Source organism: Enterobacter sp. 4974935, from assembly GCF_058661735.1.
On the sequence record NZ_JBZWGT010000003.1, the window covers coordinates 4,259,610 to 4,281,784 of the forward strand.

At 55.4% G+C, this 22,175-nt stretch carries 22 protein-coding genes; 11 read left to right on the top strand and 11 right to left on the bottom strand.

The window, feature by feature from the left end; all coding sequences use genetic code 11:
• Positions 1 to 825 precede the first annotated feature (825 nt).
• The 6 genes from AC4OVS_RS21615 to AC4OVS_RS21640 are packed head-to-tail and all read left to right on the top strand — an operon-like array spanning position 826 to position 6,861.
• Positions 826 to 1,428 carry a helix-turn-helix domain-containing protein gene (locus AC4OVS_RS21615; RefSeq protein WP_491922704.1) on the top strand — a complete coding sequence of 201 codons (603 nt, stop codon included), beginning with the start codon at positions 826 to 828 and terminating at the stop codon, positions 1,426 to 1,428.
• A gap of 52 nt (positions 1,429 to 1,480) precedes the next feature.
• Positions 1,481 to 2,065, top strand: coding sequence for a fimbrial protein (locus tag AC4OVS_RS21620; RefSeq protein WP_491922705.1), 585 nt, complete (start codon positions 1,481 to 1,483; stop codon positions 2,063 to 2,065).
• A 53-nt stretch (positions 2,066 to 2,118) separates the two neighbouring features.
• On the top strand, positions 2,119 to 2,796 hold the full coding sequence (locus AC4OVS_RS21625; RefSeq protein ID WP_232934669.1) for a fimbrial biogenesis chaperone: 678 nt from the start codon (positions 2,119 to 2,121) through the stop codon (positions 2,794 to 2,796).
• A gap of 23 nt (positions 2,797 to 2,819) precedes the next feature.
• Entirely contained in the window at positions 2,820 to 5,345 is a 2,526-nt protein-coding gene (locus tag AC4OVS_RS21630; RefSeq protein WP_491922706.1) for a fimbria/pilus outer membrane usher protein, read from the top strand.
• Positions 5,336 to 5,854, top strand: a complete 519-nt coding sequence (locus AC4OVS_RS21635; RefSeq protein WP_038415006.1) for a fimbrial protein — start codon at positions 5,336 to 5,338, stop codon at positions 5,852 to 5,854. Before AC4OVS_RS21630 ends, AC4OVS_RS21635 begins: the two co-directional genes overlap by 10 nt.
• Positions 5,854 to 6,861, top strand: coding sequence for a fimbrial protein (locus tag AC4OVS_RS21640; RefSeq protein WP_491922707.1), 1,008 nt, complete (start codon positions 5,854 to 5,856; stop codon positions 6,859 to 6,861). The genes AC4OVS_RS21635 and AC4OVS_RS21640 overlap by 1 nt, the downstream gene beginning before the upstream one ends.
• Before the next feature lies 1 nt (position 6,862).
• Here the strand turns inward: AC4OVS_RS21640 and AC4OVS_RS21645 are convergent, their stop codons facing one another.
• Positions 6,863 to 7,387, bottom strand: coding sequence for a lipocalin family protein (locus AC4OVS_RS21645; RefSeq protein WP_023305169.1), 525 nt, complete (start codon positions 7,385 to 7,387; stop codon positions 6,863 to 6,865).
• Positions 7,388 to 7,504: 117 nt separating this feature from the next.
• Between AC4OVS_RS21645 and AC4OVS_RS21650 the strand changes: the two genes are divergently transcribed.
• The 5 genes from AC4OVS_RS21650 (at position 7,505) to AC4OVS_RS21670 (ending at position 11,781) form a co-directional block, all read left to right on the top strand.
• Positions 7,505 to 8,230: a MerR family transcriptional regulator gene (locus AC4OVS_RS21650; protein ID WP_022646597.1), complete on the top strand. Its 726-nt coding sequence runs from the start codon at positions 7,505 to 7,507 to the stop codon at positions 8,228 to 8,230.
• 99 nt (positions 8,231 to 8,329) lie between these two features.
• Positions 8,330 to 8,740 carry a hydroxyisourate hydrolase gene (gene uraH, locus AC4OVS_RS21655; RefSeq protein ID WP_017383647.1) on the top strand — a complete coding sequence of 137 codons (411 nt, stop codon included), beginning with the start codon at positions 8,330 to 8,332 and terminating at the stop codon, positions 8,738 to 8,740.
• A 102-nt stretch (positions 8,741 to 8,842) separates the two neighbouring features.
• Positions 8,843 to 9,802, top strand: coding sequence for a YbgA family protein (locus tag AC4OVS_RS21660; protein WP_022646596.1), 960 nt, complete (start codon positions 8,843 to 8,845; stop codon positions 9,800 to 9,802).
• Between the two features lie 145 nt (positions 9,803 to 9,947).
• Positions 9,948 to 11,036: an AAA family ATPase gene (locus AC4OVS_RS21665; protein WP_023298997.1), complete on the top strand. Its 1,089-nt coding sequence runs from the start codon at positions 9,948 to 9,950 to the stop codon at positions 11,034 to 11,036.
• Between the two features lie 262 nt (positions 11,037 to 11,298).
• Positions 11,299 to 11,781 carry an Hcp family type VI secretion system effector gene (locus AC4OVS_RS21670; RefSeq protein ID WP_023298995.1) on the top strand — a complete coding sequence of 161 codons (483 nt, stop codon included), beginning with the start codon at positions 11,299 to 11,301 and terminating at the stop codon, positions 11,779 to 11,781.
• A 24-nt stretch (positions 11,782 to 11,805) separates the two neighbouring features.
• On the opposite strand, the gene AC4OVS_RS21675 is transcribed toward AC4OVS_RS21670, so the two are convergent.
• The 10 genes from AC4OVS_RS21675 to AC4OVS_RS21720 form a co-directional block, all read right to left on the bottom strand.
• On the bottom strand, positions 11,806 to 12,123 hold the full coding sequence (locus AC4OVS_RS21675; protein ID WP_023298994.1) for a DUF1493 family protein: 318 nt from the start codon (positions 12,121 to 12,123) through the stop codon (positions 11,806 to 11,808).
• Positions 12,123 to 12,575 (bottom strand): STM2901 family protein, encoded by a 453-nt coding sequence (locus tag AC4OVS_RS21680; protein WP_032646726.1) that lies wholly within the window; start codon positions 12,573 to 12,575, stop codon positions 12,123 to 12,125. Before AC4OVS_RS21680 ends, AC4OVS_RS21675 begins: the two co-directional genes overlap by 1 nt.
• Before the next feature lie 123 nt (positions 12,576 to 12,698).
• Positions 12,699 to 13,949, bottom strand: a complete 1,251-nt coding sequence (locus AC4OVS_RS21685; RefSeq protein WP_491922708.1) for an HlyD family secretion protein — start codon at positions 13,947 to 13,949, stop codon at positions 12,699 to 12,701.
• 6 nt (positions 13,950 to 13,955) lie between these two features.
• Positions 13,956 to 14,705, bottom strand: coding sequence for a hypothetical protein (locus AC4OVS_RS21690; RefSeq protein WP_491922709.1), 750 nt, complete (start codon positions 14,703 to 14,705; stop codon positions 13,956 to 13,958).
• Positions 14,702 to 16,798, bottom strand: a complete 2,097-nt coding sequence (locus tag AC4OVS_RS21695) for a peptidase domain-containing ABC transporter (RefSeq protein ID WP_032626638.1) — start codon at positions 16,796 to 16,798, stop codon at positions 14,702 to 14,704. Before AC4OVS_RS21695 ends, AC4OVS_RS21690 begins: the two co-directional genes overlap by 4 nt.
• 67 nt (positions 16,799 to 16,865) lie before the next feature.
• A complete protein-coding gene (locus tag AC4OVS_RS21700) occupies positions 16,866 to 17,051 on the bottom strand; it encodes a hypothetical protein (RefSeq protein ID WP_001196016.1) in 186 nt (61 codons plus the stop codon).
• A gap of 23 nt (positions 17,052 to 17,074) precedes the next feature.
• Positions 17,075 to 17,269: a hypothetical protein gene (locus AC4OVS_RS21705; protein ID WP_022646586.1), complete on the bottom strand. Its 195-nt coding sequence runs from the start codon at positions 17,267 to 17,269 to the stop codon at positions 17,075 to 17,077.
• Positions 17,270 to 17,342: 73 nt separating this feature from the next.
• Positions 17,343 to 17,996: an EcpB family pilus assembly chaperone gene (locus AC4OVS_RS21710; protein WP_006812468.1), complete on the bottom strand. Its 654-nt coding sequence runs from the start codon at positions 17,994 to 17,996 to the stop codon at positions 17,343 to 17,345.
• 6 nt (positions 17,997 to 18,002) lie between these two features.
• Positions 18,003 to 19,601, bottom strand: a complete 1,599-nt coding sequence (locus tag AC4OVS_RS21715) for a fimbrial adhesin EcpD family protein (protein ID WP_491922710.1) — start codon at positions 19,599 to 19,601, stop codon at positions 18,003 to 18,005.
• Positions 19,579 to 22,173 (bottom strand): CS1-pili formation C-terminal domain-containing protein, encoded by a 2,595-nt coding sequence (locus AC4OVS_RS21720; RefSeq protein ID WP_491922711.1) that lies wholly within the window; start codon positions 22,171 to 22,173, stop codon positions 19,579 to 19,581. Before AC4OVS_RS21720 ends, AC4OVS_RS21715 begins: the two co-directional genes overlap by 23 nt.
• Between the last annotated feature and the right edge of the window lie 2 nt (positions 22,174 to 22,175).

The following is a 22,175-nucleotide window of genomic DNA, read 5'->3' on the forward strand; positions in this document are numbered from 1 at the left end:
ATGAATTCTCCGGTTAACAGATGTTGAACCTGAGTCACCGCATGTATGTGATGACATTCGCGTCGGGATTAATGTGACTGATTAACGGCATGCTGTATATCTTCGCCATTGGCGAAAAATCTTAATTTATATTTCATCCCTTAAACTTCACTGAACCTGCATAAGAACTCAACCCTTGTAGAATGCGGCTTGCAGAGCCGCTTCATCCGCGATCATCCTCATTATGATGTTTTGTGAAGTGAATTTCCGCTCCACAGAAGTATCTGACTATCGGCAGCATCTCATTTATCAGAGCCTCTCCTTTTGGCGCACCCCTCGCCTCTTGACATTGACAAATATCTACATAAAAAAACATTGTACGCCACGGACATACGTGTCTGAAATATTCAGCCCCCTTAAGCCTTAAGTTTTCTCAACCTGACCAATATCAATAAGTTACATGGTTTTTGTATGCTTTTTACCCACCTCTCTATCAGTTTTTATCGATGATAACATTCGTAAATTGTTATTCCCCGTCAGCAACTTCACACCCGCACTGACACCAGATGACAAACTCCTTACAAAACATTTATCAAAGCTAAATTTTCATTAAAAATAGCGGCTATCATAATTTACAGAAAGCGAAGCGGAATAAGACCAATCAGAGGGAAGCGTCGTAACCGGTCTCGATCTCAGTAATTAATACAATTTTAGATTAATTCAGATTACCTCTTTATTGGCCGACGTATAGTAGGCCTACACTATGCAATACGTCATTGCTTCGAGAATACTGGCGATACCCTTATAAATAATTCGCCTGATTACTATTATAAATCGAGGAATAACATGACGAACAATAACCAAATAACACAGCATATTACTGTTGCATTGATGGGCGGCGATCATTATGCAAGAAACGGCATTAAAACGTTATTACTCAGCATCCGCGACGACCTACACATCATTATCATCGAAGGAGGTTATCAGGAACTGGATAAGGCGCTGTCATCGATTCGTATCGATATCTTATTTATATCCGGCGCAGAGAAATACCATACAGGGTATGGCTCACTGAAATATTTAAAAAACATCAAAGCCACGCATCCAGAGGTGATTATCTGCCTGTACTCAACCTCTGCCCATTCCCTGTTATGGGCCAGGGAAGATATTGATGCCTATATCTCGCTACAGAACACGGTTTATCAGTGGCGGATAAAGCTAGCAAAAATGGTCGATAGCCATTATCGGCCCCAAAAGCAGCCAGCGGCGTTATCGCTGACGCCTGGAGAAAGGAGGGTATTAAAGGAACTCAGGAACGGACTGGATATACGTTACATCGCAGAACTGGAGAAACTTTCTTATCGCCGCGTGAGCGCTTTAAAAAGCTCAGCGATAAGAAAACTCGGGCTCAGGAATAAGACAGATTTGCTGGTCTTTTTAACCAGTTAGACCTGCCGCTTTCAGAGCAAATCTCGTAATAAAAAAACCAAGGAACCATGAAATGAAAGCACGCCTTACTTGCCATTCTCTGCTGGCATTAAGCATTGCCGCCCTGCTGCCAGAGGGCTCAGCACTGGCCACCACCACCAGCGGCGGCACGGTTAACTTTAGCGGTAAAGTGGTGACCTCCGCCTGTGCCATCAGCGCCGGTAGCGCGAATATCGACGTCGACATGGGTGAAGTGCGTACCGCCACGCTGGCTGCCGCAGGCAGTGAAGCCAGTACCGCAAAAGCCTTCTCCATCACGCTGGAGGATTGCGAAATCGCCGATACCTCCGCGTCCACGGAAGATAACCCCATTGCCGCAACGACCGTGGCTATCACCTTCACCGGTACGCCGGACAGTACCGATGTGAATAGCCTGGCCGCGGGAGTAAACGGCGGCGCGGGCTCGGCGCAGCATGTCGCTATCCGTCTTTATGACGAACAGGGCAACGTCGTCAGGCTGGGTGAGCCGGCAGCAGCGATCCCCCTGCGTGCGGGGGCGAACACCCTGAACTTCAGCGCGAAATATTACTCCCCACTGGGCAACGCCACGGCGGGTGATGCCAGCGCGGTCGCAACCTACACCGTGACCTATTCGTAATCTTCAGGCCCGGTCTGCTGGCCGGGTCTGACTCAGCTTTCAGGAGACGCACAATGCGCGTAAACACATGGATTTGTCTGGCTGGCACGTTATGTTCATCCGCCGTGTATGCAGGCGGCGTGGGGTTGGGTGCAACGCGGCTGGTCTACGCAGGCGCGACGACGCAGACGATGATGCAGGTAAGAAATACCCACCCTGATGCCACGTTCCTGATCCAGTCATGGATGGAAGACGAGAAAGGGAGCCGTACCAACGACTTCGTCATCACGCCGCCGCTGTACGTCATGAAGCCCGCCAGCGAAAGCGCGGTGAAAATCATGTTCAGCGGCAACGCACTGCCAGCCGATCGCGAAACGCTGTACTGGATGACGGTCAAAGCTATCCCACAGCAGGTTAAAAACGGTTCCGGCAATTCGCTGCAATTCGCCTCTGCCAACCGCATCAAGGTCTTTTATCGCCCTGAGTCGCTTCGGGAAGGCGCAGGAGAGGCATGGAAAAACCTTGCAGGCGCCTACCGCGCGGGCAAGGTCACGCTGACCAACCCAACGCCGTATTACCTCACCACCATTAACCTGAAAATTGATGGCAGGCCGGTGTCGCCCGTCATGGTGCCGCCGAAAGCCAGCGTGACGCTGGCAGACACCTTCAGCCATGCGAGCAGCATGAACTACCAGACGATTAACGATTATGGGGCCTGGACGCCCGTCACCCGCACGTCATTGTCCCAATAATAAAAACAGTAAGGCGTGACCACATGAAAATTAAAATCCTGTGCGCCACGGCGATCGCCCTGGTGATTCGGCAAGCCGTGGCTGCCGAAAGCGAGCTGCACTTTAATCCTGCGTTTCTTAACGGCGAACAGGCAAACAGCGCCGACCTCGCCTGGGTCAACGCCGGGAGCGCGTTGCCGCCGGGCGAGTACAATCTTAACGTGTATATCAACACCCAGTTCGCGTTCACAGGTAACGTCACGTTTCGCGTCGCTGAAAACACCGCCGGTGAAGCCCTGCCGTGCCTTACACCTGCGCAATTCGCCGCACTTGGCATCGACAGCCGTCAGGCGAAAGGGGGTGAGCTGTCGCCTGCGCAGCGCTGCATTTTTTTAACCCAGTCATTCGCCGATACCCGGTTTGATTTTGACCAGAGGACGCTTACCCTCAACTTCACCGTACCGCAAAGCGCGATGCGCGCTCTGCCGCGCGGGTACGTCAGCCCGGAGAGCTGGGAATCCGGCATCCCTGCCGCGTGGCTGAACTATGTGGTCAATGGCGCGAATAATGACTACCGGGGCGAGACGCGTACGCGGGAACAACAGCTGTTTGTGAGCCTGAACAGCGGCGCCAACCTGGGCGCATGGCGGCTGCGTGATTTCACCACGTGGACCAAAGAGAGTAACGAGCTCACCCACGTCCAGACCTGGCTACAGCGGGATATCCGCGCCCTGCGTGCCCAGGTTTATGCCGGTGAAACGTTCACCTCATCGCAGGTGTTTGACGCCGTTGGCCTGCGTGGGATTGCCCTGAAGACCGATGACAATATGTTGCCCGCCAGCCTGAGCGGTTACGCGCCTGAAGTGCGCGGCATCGCGCGCAGCAATGCCACGGTGACGGTTCGCCAGAACGGTAACGTTATCTATCAAACCTCGGTTCCGCCGGGGGCGTTTGTGCTGAAAGATCTCTATCCAACCTCTTCCGGCGGCGATCTCGCGGTCACCATTCAGGAGAGCGACGGCAGCCAGACGCAATACACCCTGCCCTTTGCCAGCGTGCCGAATCTGGTGCGTAACGGTCAGGTGAAATATGCTCTGGGGGCCGGGAAATACCGCCCTGCGGGCAATCAGATCTCGCCCTCCTTCGCGCAGGGCGAGCTGTTCCTGGGCTGGCGATACGGTCTCACGTTTTATGGCGGGGCGCAGTTTTCCGATCGCTACAACGGCCTGGCCTTAGGTATCGGGCAGAATCTCGGCCGCTTTGGCGCCTACTCCCTCGACCTCACCCATGCCCGCAGCCAGCTGGCTGATAATCAGCACTACACCGGGGATTCGGTGCGCCTGCGGTACAGCAAGCTGCTGAACGATATCGGTACGCGGGTCAATTTCTTCTCGCTGCGTTACTCAACGGCAGGGTTTTATACCCTCAGCGATACCACTTACAAAGGCATGGCGGGCGGAGCGCCAGAACAGACCGTAGAAGACGATGGCACCGTCACCACCCGCTACGACACGGTTTACAACCTGCATATGTCGCGTAAGGCAAAAAATCAGCTGCTGTTGTCGCAGCCGATGGGCGAATACGGCGCGCTGTCTCTGTCCTGGGATCAACAAACCTACTGGAATACGTCAAAAACCACGCAAAGTTTGCAGTTCGCGTGGAACGCAACGTTTCGTAATCTGTCGCTTGGCATCAGCGCCCAGCGTAGCTCTAGCCTGTACGACAACAAGAAAGACAATATCCTTGCGTTGTCCCTGTCGGTGCCGCTGGGTAACCCGGCGCTGTCGACCCGTCTCCGTTTTACCGCTACCCATGCGGATCCCGCTGGCACCACCGCCAGTACCGGTGTCAGTGGTTATCTGCCGGGACAGGAGAATCTTTTCTATAGCGTCAACCAGCGCTACAGCGCGCAGCAGCACTACGGCGGCGATGCCGCGCTGCAATACGAGGGCGCGTGGGGAGACTATAACCTGGGCTACAGCTACGCCGGTGACTCCCGCAACCTCAGCTACGGGATGAGCGGCGGCGCGGTGCTGCATGAGGATGGCCTGACGCTGAGCCAGCCGCTCGGTAACACCAATATCCTGGTGAAAGCCCCGGGCGCCAGCCATGTCGCCGTGCTCAACCACAAGGGCATCAAAACCGACAGCCGGGGCTATGCGGTGATCCCGTACGCCACGCCGTATCGCGTTAATCAGGTTGCGCTGGATGTCACCACCGTGGGCAATGACGTGGAGCTTGAGAACGCCATCGCCAATAAAGTCCCCACCGACGGGGCACTGGTTCGCGCCACCCTCACCACGCGTCAGGGGGCAAAAGCGATGTTTATCGTGCGTCACGCTAAAGACGTGCTCCCCTTCGGCACGCTGGTCTCGTCAGAGGATGACAACGCCAGCGGTATCGTCGGCGATGGCGGCAGCGTGTATCTGACCGGCCTGTCAGCGAAGGGAACATTGCATGCCGTATGGGGACGCGACAGCGCCCAGCGCTGCACGATCCGCTATGCGTTGAACCCGAAAAATTATCAGGCCCGCACCGGGCTGTATTCCCAGGAGGTCATATGTCAGTAACCGTCCGGTTTCTCCCCCTGATCCTGCTGATGTTCATCACCGTCCCCGTACGCGGCTATGACGTGCTGGTTTCCGTTACCGGCAACGTGATCGGCAATACCTGTATTGTCTCGGAAGATTCGAAGGAGCAAAACGTGCCGCTGGGCACCCTCGGCGTAAAGCAATTTAGCGAGGCGGGGGCAGTCAGCAATATCAAAACGCCCTTCACGCTCACCCTTGAAGCGTGCGGCCCTACCTTTGCTGGCGTGAAAATCCGCTTCAGCGGTACGCCGGATGACGAAAACCCGCAGCTTCTGAAAGTCGCTGACGGCGGCGCGACCGGCGTGGCGGTGCAGATTCTGGATAAAGACAGCGTACTTATCCCGCTGGACACCCAAACCACTGCTTACGGCGCGGCGGGGGATGACAGCGTAAAAATGACCTTCTATGCGCGACTGGCCGCCACGGGTGCGCCGGTCAATGCCGGAGACGTTTCGGCAGTGGCGACCTGGACGACGGAGTATCAATAATGCGTTTACTGTTTTTAGGCCTGTTTTTCATGACGTCTCAGGCACTTGCCCTCTCCTGGACATCGGATATCACACTTTCACCCACGCCCATGTCCTGGTCCGGCCCGGCAGATTCCATCGTGCCTGGAAAGACGATCGGCTCTGAATGGAGCGCCACTGCGCGCGTCTCGGAAGTGTTCTGGTGCGGCCTGGTATTTACCTGCTCCAAAGGGACGCTGGAGCCGAGCAGCAGCGTAACGGCCACCGGCATCACGGTTATTCTTGATGGCGCAAATTACATGGTATTTGAAACGGGCGTGCCCGGCATCGGCTTCATTCTTGGGCTTAAAGATTATAACGGCACCACCTATGTCCCGATGCAGACGGGCATTACGCAGAGTTATCCGGCCGACGGGACTAACGGTTACGCCTCCACACTGGGCTGGTCGGCAAAAGTGACGTTTATCAAGACCGGCGTTCCGCTGAAATCCGGCGTATACCAGACCCCCACCATTAATGCGGCGATCCTGACGGCCTATAACAACGAAGTGAAAACCGCGCAGGTGATCATCAACCCGACCACCATCACGGTGACGGCAAGCGGCTGCACGGTAGGCACGAAAAGCGCCAACGTCGACCTGGGCACCATTGATGTTCACACGCTACCCAGCGTAGGCAGTACCTCGCCATCGGAGGCGTTTAACGTCAGCCTGACCTGCGATGAGAACGTGGCGGTTAACGCAGTAATGACCGATCAGACCACGCCGTCAAATACCTCGTCGGTCGTGACGCTGACCGGGGACTCCACAGCCTCCGGCATTGGCGTGCAGTTTTTCTATAACGGTACCGGGCCGCTGATGATGGGGCCAGACAGCTCGGCCGCAGGCACGACGGGACAGTTTTTCATCCAGACCACCAGCGCAGCACAAACGCTGTCGCTGCCGTTCCAGGCGCAGTACGTCCGAACCGGAGAGCTGGTCCCCGGCTCGGCTAACGCCCTGGCGAGCATTACGTTTTCGTATCAGTAGGTCAGTGTTTAACCCACACCAGCTGATCGACCCGGAATCCCAGATCGCGTGCGGTATTCAGGTAGTCCTGTTTTACCGCATCCGGAATGGTCGGGGTGCGCGATAAAATCCACAGGTAGTCGCGGTTCGGGCCGCTGACCAGCGCGTACTGGTACTTATCGTCCAGCTTGATCACGTTATAGCCGCCGTAGAACGGGCCGAAGAACGATACCTTCAGCGCAGCCGTAGTCGGTTCGCCGGTAAAGTACGCCTTTCCTTCGCTCTCATTCCACTTGTTCTTCACCGGATCATAGCCACGATTCAGCACGCTGATACCGCCATCGCTGCGCTTGCCGTACGTCGCGGTCACCTGTTCCAGACCGCGCTCGAAGCGATTTTCCAGTCGGGCGACTTCATACCATTTGCCGAGATAGCGGCTGGCATCAAAGCCGGTAATGGGCTGCACGCCTTTCGGCGGCGTGGGAGATTTACAAGCAACCAGCGTCAGCGCAATGGCGACACCGGTAACGACAGGCCATAGCCTCATGAGAACTCCTTTCATTTACGCGGTTGGACGTTAAGTGTAGCGCACCCGTGCGGCGCTTCATCCCGTCGGGGAATATTCGTAGTATATTGAGACTACTCCTTCTCTTCGGATGCAGACATGGCTTACTCCATCGGCGAATTCGCCAGACTCAGCGGCATCACCGCCACCACGCTGCGGGCGTGGCAGCGACGCTATGGATTACTCAAACCCGAGCGTACGGACGGCGGTCACCGCCTGTACAGCGATGAGGACGTTCAGCAGGCGCTGAAAATCCTCGACTGGGTTAAAAAAGGCGTACCCATCGGCCAGGTAAAATCACTGCTGGAACGCCCTGTGCCGCGCCGCGCCAATAACTGGCAAACCCTGCAACAGGCCATGCTGCAAAAGTTGCAGGAGGGGAAAATTGAATCCCTGCGTCAGATGATTTACGACGCCGGACGCGAATACCCAAGGCCAGAGCTGGTCACTAACGTGCTGCGTCCGTTGCGCAGCCAGATATCGGCCAACGTCGCCGCCGCTATGACGCTGCGTGAGATCCTCGACGGCATCCTCATCGCCTACACCTCGTTTTGCCTTGAGGGCGATAAAAAAGCGCCGGGCGATAACATCCTCATCAGCGGCTGGCATCTGAACGACCCGTGTGAGATCTGGCTTGAAGCCCTGACGCGCACCGGCCAGGGCCACCGCATCGACATACTGCCGGTTCCCCCTGCCGCGCTGGCCCCGGAAATTTTTCCGGATCGCAAATGGCTGCTGGTTACCAGCGGTAAACTTACCGCCGCGCGGAAAAAGCAGGTTGCGCAGTGGCAGCAGCAGGTTTCCCTTGAGGTAATTATCCTCTGATTATTTTCTGCTGTGGCAAACTTCACGAAAAGTTGAATATTTTTTCGCGCAGCGAGTGCTAACGTTTTCCTGTCACCGACAACTCAACAGGAAAACACGATGAAAAAGACACTCCCTCTGATGATGCTGGCTACAATGGCTTTCGCCCCTGCCGCATTCAGCGCCCCGGCAGGCACCCTGAGCGTCCACGTTCTGGACCAGCAAACCGGTATGCCGCCAGCGGATGTGGCCGTCACGCTGGAAAAGCAGGAGCAGGACAAGTGGACCCCGATTGCCAGCGGTAAAACCGACCACGACGGGCGTATTAAATCGCTCTATCCGCAGGATCAGGATATGGCGCCAGGCGTCTATAAAGTGACCTTCAAAACCGCAGATTACTTCCACGGCAAAAAGCTGGACTCCTTCTTCCCGGAAGTGCCGGTGCTGTTCACCGTCACCCGCACCAATGAAAAACTGCACATCCCGCTTCTGCTCAGCCAGTACGGTTACTCAACCTACAAGGGCAGCTGATTGCTCTTGATTTTAAAGACGATTAAAAAATAATCCCGCCAATACTTGGACAAACTCGCATTGTTGTGTAACTTTTAGATATGAGATCGGGAGGTGCACACCATGACAACAAAACCTGTGCTGGGTATTAGCGGATGTTTGACCGGTTCCGCCGTTCGCTTTGACGGCGGGCATAAGCGTATGGGCTTTGTGATGGATGAGCTGGCGCAGTGGGTCGCTTTCCGCCCGGTATGCCCTGAAATGGCTATCGGCCTGCCCACGCCTCGTCCGGCGCTGCGCCTGGTGATGACCACCGGCGGCGAGACAGAAATGCGGTTCAGCAAAGCGCCCCACGATGACGTCACGCAGAAGATGGCCGCATTTACGGCAGATTATCTGCCGAAAATCGGCGATCTGTCGGGGTTTATCGTCTGTGCAAAATCCCCCAGCTGCGGCATGGAGCGCGTGCGGCTGTACGACGAAAACGGCAACCGGGGCCGCAAGGAGGGTGTCGGGCTGTTCACCGCCGCCCTCCTTGAAACTTTCCCCTGGCTGCCCGTCGAAGAAGACGGTCGCCTGCACGATCCGGTACTGCGGGAAAACTTTGTTGAGCGCGTTTTTGCCCTCCACGAACTGAACGTAATGCGTAAAAATGGCCTGACGCGCCGTGCCCTGCTGGACTTTCACAGCCGCTATAAGCTTCAGCTTCTGGCGCACCATCAGGCAGGCTACCGTGAAATTGGCCCGTTCGTGGCATCACTGCACGAGTGGGACGATCTGGACGCGTTTTTCGTGGCCTATCGCGACAAACTGATGAATATCCTGAAAAAACCCGCTTCGCGGAAGAATCACACTAACGTGCTGATGCACATTCAGGGCTATTTCCGTAACCAGCTGAACAGCCGCCAGCGCGGAGAACTGCGTGATGTGATCCTGCATTACCGGGACGGACTGCTGCCGATCCTCGCGCCGCTGACGCTGCTTAAGCATTATCTGGCTGAATACCCTGACCGGTATCTGATGACGCAAAACTACTTTGATCCCTATCCTGATGATTTGGGTCTGCGTCTGGCCGTTACCTGATAAGAAAGAAGCGAAGGCCCATTGACCCACAGAGGCCCAAAGCTGTACCCCGTTTAGACGACACCCTCACTGTCGTCTTTTTTTTGCGCTCAGCGTAAAATACTGTAATTCTGTACAGGTTAAGCATGCACAGCGGAGTACCCCGATGATCAAAAATCTGCATATTCAGAACTACCGCTCAATTCGCGATATGTCGCTTGAGCTGGAACAGCTCAACATCGTGTTCGGCCCCAACGGCACCGGAAAATCCAATATTTATAAAGCGATTTACCTGATGCACAGCGCGGCGCAGGGGCAATTCTCCCAGGCGCTGGCAAACGAGGGGGGAATTTTGAAAGTGTTCTGGGCGGGCAAAACCCGCAGCGACCAGCTGCGGCGCATGAACCTGGCGGTGGAAACGGAAACCTATGAATATGAGCTTCAGGTCGGGTTCGTGGAAAAGCTGCCCTATCCCTCACAGTTTCAGCTCGATCCGGTGATCAAAGAGGAAGCTATCTGGCTGAGCGGCCAGCACCGTCGTCCGTCGTCACAGCTGATGAAGCGTAAGAATCAGGCGGTTTTCCTGAACAACGTGCATCACGAAAAAGTGACCCACAGCGGTACGCTGTATGAGAACGAGTCGGTGTTCGGGCAACTCGGTGAACCGCACCTCTATCCCGAAGTGTCGCAGATGCGCGAGTCCCTGCGTAACTGGCGCTTTTATCATGAGTTTTCCGTCTCATCCGGCTCGGCGATCCGTGCGCCGCAGGTGGGTTTTCGTTCCCCGGTGCTGGCCAGCGACGGCGCGAACCTGGCCGCCGCGTTTCAGACCATTGTCGAAATTGGCGACGAGCTGCTGCTGATGCGCATTCTCGACCAGGCCTTCCCCGGCTGCGTGTTTTACAGCGACAACACCGGCGGGCGCTTCCGCATGATGATGCAGCGCGAGGGGCTGAGCAGGCCGCTGGAACCGGCAGAGTTCTCCGACGGGACGCTGCGTTTTCTGTGCCTGGCGGTGGCGCTGCTAAGCCCGCGCCCTCCCGCATTTATCGCCCTCAACGAACCGGAAAACAGCCTGCATCCGCAGATGCTGCCCGCTCTGGCAAGCCTCATTGCCGAGGCCAGCCGCTACTCGCAGATCTGGCTCACCAGCCACTCGCCGGAGCTGGCGCAGTTGATTGAGAAGCACCGATCGTTTTCGCTGTATCAGCTGTCGATGGTGGAGGGGGAGACGCGGATGGAGCGGCTGGGGTAATTGTCATCCTCACCGGTAGTGCTGAGAGAACCGCTTTTTATCTTTTCTGGAAGCGTCATAAGTTAACTCCTTATTTTGGTTAAAATCTGCCTGGTCAATGTCTTAAAAGGACATCGATTGGGAGTAAACATGATCTGGTTTCACCTTTCCATGCGGATAGCGGACATACGCTGGAGCGTATTGACATACTTGATGGAAAAAATAGGTATGGGGTTTTCAAGCGCAATAATGACGTTATTCAACAAAATAAGGAAATAGGGAAATGTCTATACCAGCATACTTATGGCTTAAGGACGACGGTGGAGCATTAATCAAAGGCGGAGTTGATGTTCAGCACAGAGAGTGCAGCATTGAGGTTAAAGGGTTCCACCACAATCTCATGATCCCAACAGATAACGCAACCGGCAAAATAACCGGTACACGTATGCATTCCCCTATGCTGATCATTAAAGAATTCGACTGCTCTAGCCCATATCTTTATAAAGCAGTTGCGACAGGTCAAAGCCTGGTGTCAGCAGAAATAAAATGGTATCGGATCAACTACTCTGGTCAGGAAGAGGAATACTTCAACATGCTGCTTGAAGGCGTGCGAATAGTTTCGATTTCACCGGCAATGGCGCCAGGGGATAACCCTAACGAAAACCATATGGAAACGGTCGAACTGCGTTACGAGAAGATTACCTGGAAGCATAACGACGGGAACATTATCTTCAGCGATGCATGGAACGAACGCCAGTCAGCATAGAACGCACAAGGGGCGCTTAGCCCCTTAATCATACAACCAGCGCCCCGCTTTGGCAGACTCAATTATCATTTCGAGCGTTAGCGGCTTGTACTGACGATCTCGAAACTTCTTTCTTAGCCCAAACTGGAACCAAAAAAGCTCGGGCTCAAAGTAGTTATCCATGACAAAGTTGCTGTGCTCAATTTCATACCGGTTGAAAAGGTCGAGCAGCATCTCCTCCAGATCTTCAGGTACGAGGTTAAAATGCTCCTGGAAGGTCCATTCCTTCAGGGCAGGACGCTTGCGCTCACTGTAGTTCTCAGTAATGTAATCTAAAAATTCCTGCTCATCCGGCAACAACATTAGAAATAGGTCCAGGCAATCCGATCTTTCGGTCGGGCAATGAGGTTGTACTTGTTTCTGGTTTCTCTGGCAACTAGGGCAAAGATAATTACCGCCTGGGCATAGCCAACAAAGGGAACTGCTCTTCCCACGACGGCCCCAACCTTATTTGTCTGTCTGGTTTTACCCATACCGATGATAGTCTCCACTCTCATGCCTTCAGGAAAGTGGACCCCCTTTAAAATGCGACGCGCTACCTTGGACGCGATACTTGTACGCGAACCGGACGCACCCAACACCTTACGCTTGGGTAATATAGGCTGCCCCGCCAGGATTGTTGCAGCAGTCTCCACAGTTACGCCCAGATGGTTCGCCAGACCCTCAGCGAATATCAGCAAAAATAGCTCCTGTGGGGTTACGTTCGCATTCCCGTGATAGAAATACGTCCCGCCAGATTCCTCTACTGTGTCCATAGCATAATCCATTAATCAAAGAGATAAAGGTTAAACCCTTATATTTGTTAAGGATAACAAGGCAATACCACTTTGATTAAATTCAGAAAAGTGCCTGCATAAATGCTTCAAAATGAAATCGGGTCAATCGATAAACCGCTTGCGTACCCTTTCCAGCGGCGCAATCAGCAGATTGATGAGCGGCTTACGATCGATAACGATATCGGCGTTCACCGTCATCCCGCCCATCAGTATGCGCTTTTTCTTGTCCGGGTCGGTAAACCAGGAGGGGACGCGCACTTTAGCCAGGTAGTAGTTCTGCCCTTCCTGGAGCGGGATCAGCGCCGAATGGGCATCAATGTTTACCTCATAGAAATCGGACAGCGTCGCCTCCACGGAACCGTATTTGTCCACGGGCCAGGAGTCGAAGCGCAGCTTGACCTTATCGCCTTTCGCCACGCGCCCCACCCCCGTTGCCGGAACATACAGGTACCCCTCCATCGTCGCCGCGGTATTTTTACGGATCACCACCACCACCTCGCTGTTTTGCGTAATGGCCCGGCCTGGCGGGAAGTTAATCGCCACCACGTAGCCATCTGAAGGGGCCAGCATCGCCATGGTGGAACTCCCCCGGCTGGACAGGTTGCGATCGATTTCGCTGATGCGGTTTTTCACGTACAGCTGCTCTTCGCTCAGCGAGTCAATTTGCGACTGGGTGCTGTCGGTCAGGCTGGTTTTGCGCGCCTCAAGCTCAAGAATAGTGCTCTCCTCCAGCGTCAGGTTGAGCTGGGCGTTGAGCACATCGTTATGGCTTTTATCGAGATCCACTTTGGAGACATAGCCCTTCCCGGAGACGGATTTCCACGCCTCGTAGGTGTCGGTGCTGTTTTTTAACAGCGCGCGCAGCTTCTTCACCTTATCGCGGGAAACGGCGATCTGCTTGTCAGTGAGAGCCAGCTGCTGCGCCAGATTTTTGCGATACGACGCAATCGAGTCCTCAATGGCCTGGATGCGCTGCTCGCTGCGCTTTTTCTCCGCTTCCATCTGCTGGCGGTCAAACTGCACCACCGAGCCCTGCTTGCCGCCATAGTCCTGCGACACGGTGAACAGCGGATCGTTTTCCTTCACGTACTGGCCGGGCCGGACGGCAAAATCAACAAGGGTTCCGGACTCTCTGGCGCGCACCTCCACATCGCCCTGCGCCGGGATCAGCACCCCGCGTGCCAGCGTGGTTTCCGAAAAGTTGAAAGCAATCGCAAAGACCAGCAGGCAGAGAAAAAAGGCGATGAACAGCGTCAGCACGGTTTTCAGCCGCGGCGCGTTGATTTGATAGCTTTTTGAGAAGTGGTGCGGGATTAGCGCCCGACGCTGTCGGCTTCGGTTTTTTAATTTCACGATATGTCATCCATGATAAATCACTGAAAGATCGTCCCATCCACTCCAGAGCGTGGGGGTTTTGCGCAGCGCGTTCAGCGTGTCGGCGGCGGCCAGACGGTAATCCTCTGGCGCATACGCCTGGCTCTCCTGCCCAAACTCTGCCGCGTGCAGCGAACAGACCGGCAGCAGCGTTCGGACGCTGTAGCCATAACGGGATAAAAACCGCGTGGAGACGTCCGTTAACCACGCCTTGCGATCGCCTGCCTGAATTGGGAACAGTGGCGCATCCGGCAGGCGTTCATCCATCAGCAGCACCGTCACCAGGCGCTGAGGGGCGAAAAACGAGCCGGCGCGCCGTCCGTCGTGTGCGGCCATCAACTTGTGCAGCGCAGGGTGACGGGTAATAAACTGAAAGCGCACATCATCTGGCGCGGTGGCGAGCAACGCATCCATAATCAGGCCAAAGCCCGCCCAGCGCATGCCCAGTAGCAGGGTGCGAGATGAACTGTAAAACCCCTGATCCTGCGTCCACTGCGCCACGTACGCATGCAGATCGAAGCGAACGTTGCGCGCCCACAGCGCGGGCGGGAAAATCTGTTCCACGAAGTTAAACCCGCTCAGCTCATGGGCATTCTGATGCAGAAAATCAGCCGGCACATCGGCCTCCGGGCAGGGCATAAACTGGCTGTAGTTTTGCGCAATCCGGTTTGCCATTAAGGTGCGTCCGGCCTGGCGCGCGCAGAGTCGGGCATAGAGACGCGGCAGAAACATCATTGCTCACTCTCCCGCAGGGTGCCGTTTTCCATGGTATAGAGACGCCCCTGACAGCCCACCACGTCCGGCGAGTGGGTAACAAATACCAGGCCAATCCCCAGGCTACGCAGGTTCGCCAGCACCTTTTGCGCGGTGGTCTTATCCAGGTTCGCCGTCACTTCGTCGCAGAGCAGTAGCTTAGGCTGGCTGTACAGGGCGCGCGCCAGGACCAGACGCTGCATCTCCCCGGCCGAGAAAAAGGTGTTCCCCGGCAGCATCTCCGTTTCGTAACCGTGCGGCAGACGGGCGACGACGTGGTCCACTTCCGCCAGCCGACACGCGGCGATGACCTGCTCTTTATCCGGCGCGCTGTCAAAGCAGGCGATGTTGTCCAGAATCGAGCCGGTGAAGAGAATATCGTCTGCATGGACAATGCGGATGTGCTGGCGCAGCGAGGAAAGATCGCACTCTTCAATGGGGATCTTATTGATCCGCAGCGTGCCAGACGATGACAGCAACATGCCGGAGATCAGACGCAGCAGCGTGGTTTTTCCCGACCCGCTCTGGCCCACAATCACCGCCTCTTCGCCCTGCTTCAGGGTCATGTTGATATGCTGTAGCGTGGCCTCCCGGCCCGGATAGGCAAATGAGACATCCTCAAATTGCAGACAGACCGGCGAGGTGACAATCCGCTTCCCAAACTGGCTGGTTTCAGAGGGGGCAAACAGCAGGTCGCCCACGCGATCCAGCGGCCCCTTAAGGGCATTTTTGTCCAGCAGCTTCTGCGCCACCTGCACCATGGCATCGGAAAAATAGCGCTTATAGCTGATATAGGCGTACAGCATCCCGATACTCATCTGCCCTTCCAGGATCAGCCACGCGCCAAAGCAGACCACCAGCAGCTGCTCGGCATTGATCACCAGCAGCGAAGCCACGTCAAAGCGGGCCAGCAGCCGCTCTTTACGCATCAGCCCGGCGATGTGTTCGCGCTGGGATTTGTCCATCACCGCATCCCGGGCCTGCTCCATATTGTTCGCCTTGAGCGTAATGATCCCTTTCTGTGTCTCTACCAGCAGAGATTCATACTGGGCGGTACGCTCGATGGAGTCATCCACCGCGCGTTGATAGGGGCCGATCAGCGAAAAGCGGATCAGGAAAAACACGCCCATCAGCAGCATCGTCAGCAGCGCAATTTTGACGTTATACAGCAGCATAAACAGCAGGCTGGTGACGGCGATCAGGCTGGAAAAGAGAATTTGCACGTAACCATTGCTGATGAACTCCGCGCAGGCGTGGAGCGATTTTTCAATAGCCAGCACGATGCCCGGCGGGCGCGAGCGGAACCAGCTGGTCTGGGTGCGCAGCATGTAGTGGCGCACGGACTGGCTTAAATCGTCATAGGCAATGTTACGCATCAGGATCTCAAGCAGCTGCTTGAGGAATTTACCGATGACTTCAAAGATAAAGACGATAGCGAAGATCGCGGTGAGCAGGATCACCAGATCGCTGTCGCTGCGGGAAATGGCCTCATCCATAATCAGCTGCACGTAGGTGGGGCTCGCCAGCATGGTGATGAGAGTAAAAATACAGAGCACAAACAGCAGCAGCTGGCGCTGGAACAGGCTCGGAGATTTATTGGCTAACCGGCCAAGCGTGAGCTTTTCATCCGGGGATTTCTTTTCGAAACACGGCGTGGGCTTAAGCTCAAGCACATACCCGGAAAACAGTTTTTCTGCCTCTTTCAGGCGGTAACGACGCACGCCGCTGGCCGGGTCGTGAACGGTCACGCTGCGGCTGTCGATCTTCACGATGACCACGAAATGGTTGCCGCGCCAGAAGGCGATGAGCGGCAGCTCAGACGTTTCTATTTCAGTGATTTCGCCTTTAAGCACCCGGCCAGACATATTTTTATCGCTGGCAAGGGTCAACAATTCCGCCATTGAGGTTCCCGCATCGGCGGAAACGGAAATCTCCCGGCGCAGCTGGCTGACGGAGACATGGTGGTCATAGTGCCCCAACACCATCGCCAGGCAGGCCAGTCCACATTCGGTAAATTCATGCTGGCGAATAACAGGGGTCTTACCCTGTTTTTTATACTGAAAGAGCGAAAACATAATGATCCGTGGCTGAAATAAAAAAATGGCCCGGCAATGCGGGCCATGCGTACAACGTGCTTCTCGCTTAGGCGCTGAAGAAACCGCCGATGAAGCCGCCCACCAGGCCGAATACGCCGCCGATGGTGCCGCCCAGCGCGCCTAACATCTGGCTGCCCGCGTTATAGCCCGCGCTTGCGCCCTGAATAGCGGCAGCAAACGGATCCCAACCACCGATGATGGCCTGTGCTTTTTTGAAATCGATAACTTGCATGATACTTTTCCTGTAAACGTGAATTAGTTGTAGCTACCAACCAGCGCGCCCAGGAAGCCCATTGCGCCACCCAGAACTCCGCCAACCACACCGCCAACCATGCCCATGATGCTGGCGCCAGTGTCGTAACCCAGCTGTGCACCTTTAACCAGACCAGCGAACGGGTTTAACGCGCCGCCAATAATGTCTTTCGCTTCTACGAATGAAATCGCTTTCATTTTTATCTCCTGTAGTGATGGATCTTTAGCATGATGCTAAAGGCTAATTTCCTTTTATGAAGGAAAGCGGTTGCTACGGGCAGGTGGTCAGCGGAATGATTTTATTGCCATAAATAATCATTCGCCTTGCAGCCTGCCCGGCATTATCTATTTCCAGCCGTTGCCCCGGAGGAATATATTTTGAATTATTGTATTGCGTACTGCACCCGACCGAGGAAACATATTTAAAATAGGTATTCCCGGTATTACTCACCACCCCGTTGCTAAACGCATAATCAAAATGTCGTGTCCATGGACGGACAATCAAAATAGCCTCAAGCGAGACCACCACATCCGACTGGATGCGCTGGCCTTTGCGCGTGATGACCTTTGCCTGGAGCGGCGTCTCGGTGAATTTTACGCGATAGTATCGCTCTTTGTTGTCATGCGGGCCGGTATAGTAAAATTTAAAACCCGCGCGCTCACCGCTCCCCAGCGTTAATTGCTTAGGCGAATACATGACTTCGCCGTCTTTTATTTCGGTTTCTTTTCCCTTCTCTTTAGGAACGTCTACCTGAATAAGCGAAACGGTATAATTCTGACGTTCGCTGGTATCGTTTTTTATCGGCTGAAAAACAACTTCTCTTTCGGGAAGAAAATCAATATTCAGACTTTCGATAATTAAAGCATTTGCCCCTGTGGAAATGAAGCAATTTATTGCAAAAATAGCCAGGAATTTTCCAGTCATGGTTGATTAATTCCAGGATGCGCTAACATCTATTCTTCCCTGCGCGGTCACTTCGCCAAACCAGCTATTTCCGTCATAGGTGGTCTTCGATACCGGATTATCCATAACGAACTGGAGGATCAGCGGTGTTTTCCAGAGCCACATATCGGTCACGCCGGAACTCATTTTGTCCCACTCTTCCGCATGGGTGGCCGGCGCCGGGATCGACAGTACCTCGCCTTTACAGTTATGCGCCATACGCGTCTGGCTTTTCCCCACCAGCACGTTGCCAGGAATGGGAACCGTAAAGCCGTTGCCGCTGAAGGCGCAGTAGTCCACCCCATTCAGGCTTTGAGTAGGCCCGGTGACTTTTACCGTGACCGCCATCGCCGCATCTTTTTGCGCCCCGCTGTAGGTGATGGTGTAGGGGATCTCAATGGGCGTTTCGCCGATGGCGCCTTTCCCGGAGCCGCCCAGACCGTCAGGATCGAGGGCGTAATCCGGGTTGTCGGGCGTAATCTCCAGCCCCGGCTGAATAGGGTTAATCACCAGGCCACCCCCCGGCTGGAAGCAGAAATCCGCCGCCAGCGAGCTGTTGCCGGGCGTCAGGCACAGGCTGACGATATTGCCAATGCTGCTGCCGTCCCCCGCCTGCGCCACGCTCAGAATTAACGCTTTCGGCAAAAATATTTTAAGGTACGCTTTGCCGCCGTTTTTCTGCGGCGCCGCGAGGAAGGTGTTTGCCAGGACACGCGTATCACTCAGGATACCGCCGGAGATACTGTACCAGGTGTTTTCATCGAAGGTCAGCTCGGCGGCAAGCCCGGTGCCGCCGTTCATGTGCGATTGCAGCACGCTGTTGACGCGGGAAGAGGTGAGCGCCAGCCCCCCGTTGTAACCGGAGATATCTTCCCCAACAAACGTGTATTCAAGCAGGTCGCACAGCACGCCAGAGACCGTGTTGCGGGTGTATTTGGTGCAGGTGGCCCCTGTTGATCCATCGACAATCGTCACCTCGCCGCTGATCGGGTCAATCCCCAGGTTGAGCGCCCTGGAGTTGGTCATGGTCAGCGTGCCCACCTTGTGAAGCGTATTGGTGGTGGTCACTTTGTTGATGGAGCTGATTTGCGGCGTGGAGGTGATGGTCACTTCATCCCCTGGCGCGGCGTTGAGCAGATAGTTAAAGAACGGATCGCCCAGGACCCAGCGCCCGTATGACGTGCCGGGCTCCATCACCGGCGGCTTGACCACCATCGACGTATCGGTATAGCGGGTCGTCGGGGTGTACCCCGTGTTGCCGCAGGACGAGGAACACGCCGTCCCTTTAAAGAACGGAGAGGCGCTGGAACCGGTCACCGAAAAGTCGATGGTCAGCGCGCTGCCTGCCGGACCGCTGTAGCTGTTGTCCGGGATGTAAGTGGCGATACCGTTATTCGTTTTCGCGCTCAGCGTCGGCCACTCACGCGAACCGTGTAAAAACGCGGTCGAGGTGCTGTTCAGACTAAACAGCCCCGCGCTGTTTCCCGTACCGTTATTGTCCGGATTATTAATGGCGAAATAGGGCAGCTCCTGCGCATGGGCCACCGCGCTCATCAGCAGCAAATTAAGAGCGAATATCTTTTTCATCGTCACGTTCCTGCGTTCCTTTTGCTTCCTGCCAGACGAAATCGCCTTTGTCGCAGGAGATGTCCCCGAGCCACAGCGCACCGCGGTTAGACTCAATGTCCAGGCGCACTTCGCAGACGCTGTCGTCCGGCGTGGCGATACTCAGGACAGGGTTGTTCTTATCAACGTCGATCACGAAGCGTCCGTCGTTCTCCGTCCGGGTCAGCCCAACGTGGTTTTTGATCTGCGTGGCGCCAATCGGATTGCCGTTTGCATCCACAAGGCGGCCAAACAGGGTGACGATTTTCTTCACCTGCGGCTTCATCACCACGGTATTGCCCGGATAAACCGTGATATGGCGACGCGCATTCGCGCCAATCTCATAGCTTTCCGTACCGGTTTCACTGTTCATCACTTCCAGGTCATAAGCCTGGTATGCCGGCAGCGACAGCCAGGTTTTATCCCCTTTGATGCGTTCTGCCCGGCCGTTAAGCTTCAGGGTCAGCGCTTCATCAGATTTGAGACCGGTACTGACAATCACCCCTGCGCTTTCGGTGCCTTTCCCGGCGGCGATGGCCTCTTTGGACCAGCCCACGCTGCCGTCACTGGTCAGCGTGGAGTTCCATCCTTTACTCATGCCGCTCTGGACGCTGAGGATGTTGCTGTTCCACGGCGTGTCGAAGTTCACGCTGCCGCCGCCGCTTACGCTGCGATCCTGGCGGCTGTTAAAGGCTTTCGAGACGTTGGCGGTGGCCGATTTCAGGTAATCGCCTTCAAACTGGCGGCTGGCGCTGACGTTCAGCGCCGTGCCGGTATCGCGATTGTGGGAAACGCCAACCGACACGGTATTGCCGAGCGGTATGGCGAAATCGAGCATCACGTAGCGATCTTTCTCTTCGTAATACCCGTCGTATTTGTTGCGCGACATCCCCACCCGCAGGCGCGCCGTACCGTAGCGACCGGCGTATAACCCCTGGGAGTAGTCCAGCTGATAGCGTTTATAGCGATAGAGGTCGTCCTCCTGACGCATCAGGCTCAGGTTGCCCGCTGAGGGCAGGCCGAACGACGGCAGGCTAAAGGAGGCGCCCCAGGTGTTGCCCTTGCTCTCATAGATATCGAGGAACTTGCCGCTGGAGAGCTGTTCATGGGAGTACCAGACCGAACCGATCTGCCACGGCAGGCTGAGATTCGCGCCGTAGTTGGCGCGGTACGTTCCGTCGGAGGCGGCCATGGTCTGGGTATTCACTGAGAAATAGCCCGTCAGGTTCATGGAGGCCCACAGCTCGCTGACGATGTGTTCCCGCATCATGTAGGTGGAGGCGTTCCAGTCGACCATCCCGCTGCGCTTGCTGAACGAGGCCCCCACCAGCGACATGGTGTCTTTATGTTTGGTGTCGTAATCGTAGTAGTAGGTGTTGTCCTGCTCGTTTTTGTGTTTCGCGTATTTTTTATAATTGACGACGGATTTATCGCGGCTATACATCCCGCCCCACATCTGCCAGCGCAGCGTTTCCGACACGTTGCTGGAGAACGGCTTATTCACGGTGTACATGCTACGCGACACGGTGCGGCTTCCGCTCACCACCTCAACTTCGATGCTGTAGATCCCGTAGGGCAGGCTGCTGGTGTCAATTTCATGGTTGCCGACATCAAAGCGCTGAATCCCGATAAGCTGCCCGTCACGACGAATACGGGCCTCGCCCGCCGTGGGGAAATAGACCACCACCGGCGTCAGAGAGAGCGAGTTATCGCGCTTACGGGAGTTGGCCTGGTTGCCCATGGAAACGCCGTAGACTTCACCGCCGGAAATCCCGCTGACGCTCGCCAGAGACTGCATCGCCCAGCCGTTCAGCATGCCCGCGGCGTAGCGCATCCCCTGATAGTCGCGCTCCCACATAACCGCATTCATCTGGGTATCGCTGCTGCTCTCGTTGACGTAGCCAGAGCCGTCGATCAGCACATGATCAACGCCCATTGAGATCCAGTTTCTTGCGTTCAGATACCCCGACGACCAGCTGTCACCGTAGCCGCTCTCGGTGTGATACGCCCCGAGGTTGTAGGAGAACGTGCCGCTCAGGTCGTCAGACTCCGGCGCATCAATGTCCACCTCACGCGGGCGAATATTCACCCCGTAGTCGCTCTGCGACAGATTCAGCAACAGGCGCATTTTTTTCTGATCCAGCTCGAACGCGGACCCCGTACTTACCGGAATGCGCATCTGGTCATCAAACTGCTTGTCGTTAATGCTCTGCAATAACGTTCTCATCTCTTTTGACAGACGAATGCCGTTATCAGACTCCTGGACCTGAACGTCCCTCAGCCCCAGCTTCAGATCTTTTGCAAAGAGCGTCACGTCACCGATACGAACATATTCGCTCGCCGTGCCTTCGTGGTTCCCTTGTTGTGCTGAGTGTGAACGCGTATTCACCAGATAGACGGGAATTTTGATCCCCTGCTCCAGCAGTGCATAAAGCGAGTCGGGAAAACGGTAATTAGCGATAACCACGGAGCTTGAGGCTGCATGCGCAAGCGCGGGCAGCGTGCCGGATGCGCAAGCCATCATCACCGGCAACACTAATTTATTTTTCACCATGC